The sequence below is a fragment of the Mycobacterium sp. genome, from assembly GCF_035603715.1.
GTDB lineage: Bacteria > Actinomycetota > Actinomycetes > Mycobacteriales > Mycobacteriaceae > Mycobacterium.
The window spans coordinates 1-6586 of the sequence record NZ_DATNJW010000086.1 but is presented as its reverse complement, the minus strand read 5'-3'; the positions used below and the strand labels follow the sequence as shown (position 1 = coordinate 6586).

General features: G+C 64.9%; 8 protein-coding genes. 7 read left to right on the top strand and 1 reads right to left on the bottom strand.

Annotation, left to right across the window (positions count from 1 at the left end; translation table 11 throughout):
* The 6 genes from VN856_RS03700 to dnaB form a co-directional block, all read left to right on the top strand.
* Window positions 1-890 (top strand): glycosyltransferase family 87 protein (locus VN856_RS03700; RefSeq protein WP_325686252.1); only part of this gene is annotated, 890 nt, incomplete at its 5' end.
* An 88-nt stretch (window positions 891-978) separates the two neighbouring features.
* The gene (gene rpsF, locus VN856_RS03695; RefSeq protein ID WP_325686250.1) at window positions 979-1269 is read left to right on the top strand and encodes a 30S ribosomal protein S6; all 291 of its coding nucleotides are present in this window, start codon (window positions 979-981) and stop codon (window positions 1267-1269) included.
* 116 nt (window positions 1270-1385) lie between these two features.
* Window positions 1386-1904: a single-stranded DNA-binding protein gene (locus VN856_RS03690; protein WP_325686248.1), complete on the top strand. Its 519-nt coding sequence runs from the start codon at window positions 1386-1388 to the stop codon at window positions 1902-1904.
* Between the two features lie 34 nt (window positions 1905-1938).
* Entirely contained in the window at window positions 1939-2193 is a 255-nt protein-coding gene (gene rpsR / locus VN856_RS03685) for a 30S ribosomal protein S18 (RefSeq protein ID WP_325686246.1), read from the top strand.
* Between the two features lie 31 nt (window positions 2194-2224).
* Window positions 2225-2683, top strand: coding sequence for a 50S ribosomal protein L9 (gene rplI / locus VN856_RS03680; protein ID WP_325686244.1), 459 nt, complete (start codon window positions 2225-2227; stop codon window positions 2681-2683).
* Window positions 2684-3296: 613 nt separating this feature from the next.
* Window positions 3297-5105, top strand: a complete 1809-nt coding sequence (dnaB, locus tag VN856_RS03675) for a replicative DNA helicase (protein WP_325686242.1) — start codon at window positions 3297-3299, stop codon at window positions 5103-5105.
* A gap of 141 nt (window positions 5106-5246) precedes the next feature.
* Here the strand turns inward: dnaB and VN856_RS03670 are convergent, their stop codons facing one another.
* Window positions 5247-5729, bottom strand: a complete 483-nt coding sequence (locus tag VN856_RS03670) for a MarR family winged helix-turn-helix transcriptional regulator (RefSeq protein ID WP_325686241.1) — start codon at window positions 5727-5729, stop codon at window positions 5247-5249.
* A gap of 96 nt (window positions 5730-5825) precedes the next feature.
* On the opposite strand from VN856_RS03670, the gene VN856_RS03665 reads away from it, so the two are divergent.
* Complete coding sequence (locus VN856_RS03665) at window positions 5826-6449, top strand: NADPH-dependent F420 reductase (protein ID WP_325686239.1); 624 nt, start codon at window positions 5826-5828, stop codon at window positions 6447-6449.
* Window positions 6450-6586 lie beyond the last annotated feature (137 nt).

Below are 6586 nucleotides of genomic sequence, written 5' to 3'. Positions count from 1 at the left end.
GGGCGCGACGGCGACCGGTGCTCGCCGGGTTGTTGATCGGTCTGGGTGCCGCGGCCAAGCTGTATCCGGTGCTGCTGCTGGGCCCGCTGCTGGTGCTGGGCATCCGCACCGGGCGGCTTCGCGAGGCGGCCCGTACCGCGGCCGCGACGGTGGCGACCTGGTTGCTGGTCAACCTGCCGGTGATGGTGCTCTTTCCGCGAGGCTGGTCGGAGTTCTTCCGGCTGAACGCCCGCCGCGGCGAAGACATGGATTCGCTGTACAGCGTCGTCAAGTCGTTCACCGGCTGGCAGGGCTTCGACACCGACCTCGGCTTCTGGCAGCCGCCGGAGCATCTGAACGAGGTCGTGCTGGCTCTGTTCGTGTTGTGTTGTCTCGCAATCGGTTACATAGCCCTGACCGCCCCGCGGCGGCCGCGAGTTGCGCAGCTGGCGCTGCTGGTGGTGGCGGCGTTCCTGTTGACCAACAAGGTGTGGAGCCCGCAGTTCTCGCTGTGGCTGGTGCCGCTGGCGGTGCTGGCGTTGCCGCATCGCCGGATCCTGTTGGCGTGGATGACGATTGACGCACTGGTCTGGGTGCCGCGGATGTACTACCTCTACAGCGTGCCCGATCGTGGGCTGCCGCAGCAGTGGTTCACCGCGACGGTGGTGCTGCGTGACGTCGCGGTGCTGGCGCTGTGCGCGCTGGTGGTCCGGCAGATCTACCGGCCCGACGAAGATCTGGTGCGCTGGGGTGGCCGGGTGGACGATCCGGCGGGCGGGGTGTTCGATCGCGCCGCCGACGCGCCGCCGGGCTGGCTGCCGCCGGTGCTGCGTCCGCCCGGGCTACGGCAGACGGCCCCAAACAGCGCCGTGCCAGCGCACGATTTCGCGAGCTCAGCCACCTTCCGGTAGCCTGTGACGGTTGCCGACGCAGGCGACCCTCCTGCCACGGAGAAATGAGCCGTGGCCGCACACGACCATAGGAGGTGATGAGGTTCCCATGCGTCCATACGAATTAATGGTCATCCTCGACCCCACTCTCGACGAGCGCACCGTAGCTCCGTCGCTGGAGACTTTCCTCAACGTTGTCCGCAAAGACGGCGGCACGGTGGAGAAGGTCGACATCTGGGGCAAGCGCCGGCTGGCCTACGAGATCCTCAAGCATGCCGAGGGCATCTATGCGGTGATCGATCTGAAAGCCGCTCCCGCCACGGTGTCCGAGCTCGACCGTCAGCTCAGCCTGAACGAGTCGGTGCTACGCACCAAGGTGATGCGCACCGACAAGCACTAGTCAGCAGGAGCCTGTGGGCGAATGACCGCGACGCGTCGTAGTCGTTGCGTAGGCTCTCTGCGACAGCATGCTCGTGACCACCAACCGCCGATGCACGGCGGAGCCAGGAGGACATTGTGGCTGGTGACACCGTCATCACAGTCATCGGAAACCTGACCGCGGACCCCGAACTGCGGTTCACGCCGTCGGGCGCGGCCGTCGCGAACTTCACCGTCGCGTCGACGCCTCGGATGTTCGACCGCCAGACCAACGAGTGGAAGGACGGCGAAGCGCTGTTCCTCCGCTGCAATATCTGGCGGGAGGCTGCCGAGAACGTAGCGGAGAGCCTGACCCGCGGCTCGCGCGTGATCGTGAGCGGACGGCTCAAGCAGCGTTCGTTCGAGACCCGCGAGGGCGAGAAGCGCACCGTGGTCGAGCTCGAGGTCGACGAGATCGGCCCGAGCCTGAAGTACGCCACAGCCAAGGTGAACAAGGCCAGCCGCAGCGGCGGTGGCGGCGGTGGTTTCGGTGGCGGCGGCGGCTCCCGCCAGCCGGCTGCTCAGAGTGGCGGCGGCAGCGCGGCAAGCGAAGACCCGTGGGGCAGCGCCCCGGCATCGGGGTCGTTCGCCGGCGGCGACGACGAGCCCCCCTTCTAACAACTTTTCAACGACAGAACGAAAGAGACTCAAGATGGCGAAGTCCACCAAGCGGCGCCCGGCGCCGGAAAAGCCGATCAAGGCACGCAAGTGCGTGTTCTGCTCCAAAAAGGGCCAGGACATCGATTACAAGGACACCCAGTTGCTGCGTACGTACATCAGCGAGCGCGGCAAGATCCGTGCCCGTCGCGTCACCGGCAACTGCGTCCAGCACCAGCGCGACGTTGCGATCGCGGTCAAGAACGCCCGCGAGGTGGCGTTGCTGCCCTTCACCTCCTCGACGCGGTAACCGCGCCACGTAGAACGGAATCAGCGAAACAATGAAGCTCATTTTGACCGCCGACGTCGACCACCTCGGTGGCGTCGGCGACACCGTCGAGGTCAAAGACGGCTACGGCCGCAACTTCCTGCTTCCGCGTGGGCTGGCGATCGTCGCGTCGCGCGGCGCCCAGAAGCAAGCGGACGACATCCGTCGTGCCCGCGAGACCAAGCAGGTCCGCGACCTCGAGCACGCCAACGAGATCAAAGCCGCGATCGAGGGCCTTGGCGCCGTTGCGCTGCCCGTGAAGACCGCCGGTGACTCGGGCAAGTTGTTCGGTTCGGTGACCGCCGGCGCCGTTGTCACGGCGATCCGCAAGGCCGGCGGACCCAACCTCGACAAGCGCGTCGTCCGGTTGCCCAAGGGCCACATCAAGGCGATCGGCAGCCACCCGATCACGCTGCACGTGCACCCCGACGTCGACGTGAAAGTCGCACTCGACGTCGTCGCAGACGCCTAACGGTCTATACCTAGATACCCCCCGGTGGCAGCGAAAGGGCTGCCCCGGGGGGTATTGCTATGTGCATAGCGAACTCAATAGTCCTCGGCTGCCCATAGCGAACGTTACCGTCCGTTAACGCTGGTAATCATTGGGTGAAACACAACACGCCCGAAGTGGCAACCCGTCACGACACGCCGAAGAGATTCCCATCCACACAAAGCATGCGGGTGTGTGGTGCCCTTATCTGCAGTGATGTCGCAACGGCGCATATTGCTCCACAAGTTCTCCACACCCCCTCAACACGGGCGCAGACGGATATGCACACACGATGCACAGGTCTATGAACAACCTCGTTTGGCGTCCTTGCCAGCAACCTTTAACGTCGACCCGTCGCAAGGTGATGCTGGCGTTCGAGAACCGACTACACAACTCGCGGTGGGAGTCCCGCCGATCGTGGGTCACGTCGGTCACGAGGGCGGAGGCCGTCGATGCGCCCGGCTGGGGGGACCCCGAATTTCGGGGTGAGTCGGGCGGTCGGGCTGAGTCGAGCGGTGTCGGTGGCGTGACCTAACGTCTAGCCACCGATGTCGAATGTGCGTTCGAACGTTGGGTGGGAGGAGGCGGGGAGTCTATGGCGGTTGTTGACGACTTGGGACGCCCGGGCACGGATGCGCCAAGCGAAGACTATGGGCGTCAGCCCCCGCAAGACCTCGCGGCCGAGCAGTCAGTACTGGGCGGCATGTTGCTCAGCAAGGATGCGATCGCCGATGTGCTGGAAAAGCTGCGGCCCGGCGACTTCTATCGACCCGCACACCAGAACGTCTACGACGCCATCCTGGATCTGTATGGACGCGGGGAGCCGGCCGACGCGGTGACGGTGGCGGCCGAGTTGGACCGCCGCGGGCTGTTGCGCAGGATCGGTGGCGCGCCCTACCTGCACACGTTGATCTCGACAGTGCCGACCGCTGCCAACGCCGGCTACTACGCGGGGATCGTCGCGGAGAAGGCGCTTTTGCGCCGGCTGGTGGAAGCGGGCACCCGGGTGGTGCAGTACGGCTACGCCGGTGCCGAGGGAGCCGATGTGGCCGAGGTCGTCGACCGGGCGCAGGCCGAGATGTATGAGGTCACCGAGCGACGGCTGTCCGAAGACTTCGTTCCACTGGAAGACCTGCTGCAGCCGACGATGGATGAGATCGACGCCATCGCCTCCAACGGCGGCCTGGCGCGCGGGGTCCCGACCGGGTTCACCGAACTCGACGAGGTGACCAATGGCCTGCACCCGGGCCAGATGATCATCGTCGCGGCCCGACCTGGGGTGGGGAAGGCGCTGGCGTTGGGCACACCGCTGCCGACGCCGGACGGCTGGACGACGATGGGCGAGGTCGCCGTTGGCGACGAACTGCTGGGCGCCGACGGAGTACCGACACGGGTAGTGGCCGCGACGGAGATCATGCTGGGCCGGCCGTGCTACGAAGTCGAGTTCTCCGACGGCACGGTAATCGTCGCCGATGCCGAGCATCAGTGGCCGACTGCTTTTGGTATCCGCACAACGGGCCTGTTGCGCGGCGGCCTGGACACCATCTCGGCCGCGGGAGCCATAGGGCGCTCTGGGATGTGCGCGGGCGCCACCACCCTGATGGCCCCGGTGCTGCAAGTGGACGCCGTGCGCCCGGTCAGCAGTGTTCCGGTGCGCTGCGTGCAGGTGGACAACGCGGCGCACCTATATTTGGCCGGCCGGGGCATGATTCCCACCCACAACTCCACGCTCGGGCTGGATTTCATGCGGTCGTGCTCGATCAAGCACCGGATGGCCAGCGTCATCTTCTCACTGGAAATGAGCAAGTCCGAGATCGTCATGCGGCTGCTGTCCGCCGAAGCCAAGATCAAGCTCGGCGACATGCGCTCGGGGCGGATGAGCGACGACGACTGGACGCGGCTGGCCCGGCGGATGAGCGAAATCAGCGAGGCGCCACTGTATATCGACGACTCGCCAAACCTGACGATGATGGAGATTCGCGCCAAGGCGCGGCGGCTGAAGCAGCGGGCCGATCTGCGCCTGGTCGTCGTCGACTACCTGCAGCTGATGACCTCAGGCAAGAAGGTCGAGTCGCGGCAGATCGAGGTGTCTGAATTCTCAAGGCAGCTCAAGCTTTTGGCCAAGGAGCTCGAGGTGCCAGTGATCGCCATCAGCCAGCTCAACCGTGGTCCCGAGCAGCGCACCGACAAGAAGCCGATGCTGTCCGACCTTCGTGAGAGCGGCAGTTTAGAGCAAGATGCGGACATGGTCATCCTGCTGAACCGGCCGGATGCGTTCGAGCGTGACGACCCGCGTGGCGGTGAGGCGGACTTGATTCTGGCCAAACACCGCAACGGCCCGACCAAGACGGTGACCGTTGCTCACCAGTTGCACCTGTCGCGTTTCGCCAACATGGCGCGGTAGTAGTAAGGTTCTCAAACTTAGTGTCCAATTCTCACATGAATTGTCCACTCGATGTCCGATTGGACATTTGAAGGATGTTGCCACGCAATGTATTTGGCAATCTCGAGCACTTTAAGTCGAAATGCCCACGGCCTACGAAGGCTATGAGGGCTCGTCTTCGGCGGGGGAGTCGTAGCTTGTGGCCAGGTGGTGCAGGAGTCTTTCGTTGAGGGTGGCGAGCATGTCTAGCTCAGCCGGGGTAAGCGGATCGACGAAGTTCCGGCGGACGTCGTTCACATGCCTAGGTGCCGCCTTCTCGACTGCGGCGCGGCCAGCCGGCAACAGGCAGACCAGGGTGCTGCGGGCGTCGTCGGGGTTGGGCTCGCGGCTGATCAGCCCGTCCTTTTGCATGCGGCGCAGCTGGTGGGAGAGACGGCTCTTCTCCCAGCCCAGTGCCCTGCACAGGTCGCGGGCGGCCATGCGGTCTCGGTCGAGAGCCGAGAGCACCGCCAGGACCTCGTAGTCGGCCCCGGACAGGCCCGATTCCTGCAGGCCACGGTTCAGGTGTGCGACGACCTGATGATGCGCATGCATGAAGGCTCGCCAGGCGCGGTCTTCACGCGGGTTCAGCCAGTTCGGGTCCATTAGCCCCCATGCTACCCGGATTGGTTGACGCATCATCCATCTTCCCATATGGTTGAGTAGTCAACCTTTTGATCGCCAACCAAGAAGGGATCCCTCATGAGCAGCATCAGCATCATCGGCTCGGGGAACATGGCTAGTGCCATCGGCGCCCTGGCCGTCAAGGGCGGCAACGCCGTCGAAGTCATTTCTCGCGATGCGGCCAAGGCCGCAGCCCTGGCCAAGGAGATCGGCGACGGCGCCACGGTCGGAAGATGGGGCGCCGTCCCGGCCGGGGAGATCGTCATCCTCGCCGTCCTGTTCGACAGCGCCGTGCCGGTCGTCAGTCAGTACGGGGACGCGCTGGCCGGAAAGATCATCGTCGATATCACCAACACCTTCTCCCCCGACGCCAAGGGCCTTGTCACCCCCAACGGCAGTTCCGGCGCGCAGGAGATCGCGAAGGCCGCGACCAAAAGCGCCCATGTCGTCAAGGCGTTCAACACTCTCTTCCGCGATGTCCTGGCTGCAGGCGCCCCGCTGGACGTGTTCATGGCCGGCGACGACGCGCAGGCCAAAGCGAGCGTGTCAGCGTTCATCAAGAGCCTCGGACTGCGCCCGCACGACACCGGCGATCTGAGCATGGCCCACTGGCTGGAGGGCGCGGGTCTCTTGGAGATGGGCCTCATGACCCATTCCGTCAAGCACACCAACTTCTTCCTCAGCGTCAACATTCTCAGCTGAGCGTGCCCGCACCACCACTTTTTGCGCTCCATGACGCCAGTCGTTCTGCGGCACGAGAAGAACACCCACTCCACCTACTGTCAGAAGGAAAGTCACATGCGTGTTTTCGTTACCGGAGGGACCGGCCATGCCGGTTC

What these genes read in the sequence shown, in the direction of transcription:
- VN856_RS03665 (WP_325686239.1), top strand. Translation starts at nt 5,826, where the DNA reads ATGAGCAGCATCAGCATCATCGGCTCGGGGAACATGGCTAGTGCCATC.
- rpsR (WP_325686246.1), top strand. Translation starts at nt 1,939, where the DNA reads ATGGCGAAGTCCACCAAGCGGCGCCCGGCGCCGGAAAAGCCGATCAAG.
- dnaB (WP_325686242.1), top strand. Translation starts at nt 3,297, where the DNA reads ATGGCGGTTGTTGACGACTTGGGACGCCCGGGCACGGATGCGCCAAGC.
- VN856_RS03670 (WP_325686241.1), bottom strand. Translation starts at nt 5,729, where the DNA reads ATGGACCCGAACTGGCTGAACCCGCGTGAAGACCGCGCCTGGCGAGCC.
- rpsF (WP_325686250.1), top strand. Translation starts at nt 979, where the DNA reads ATGCGTCCATACGAATTAATGGTCATCCTCGACCCCACTCTCGACGAG.
- rplI (WP_325686244.1), top strand. Translation starts at nt 2,225, where the DNA reads ATGAAGCTCATTTTGACCGCCGACGTCGACCACCTCGGTGGCGTCGGC.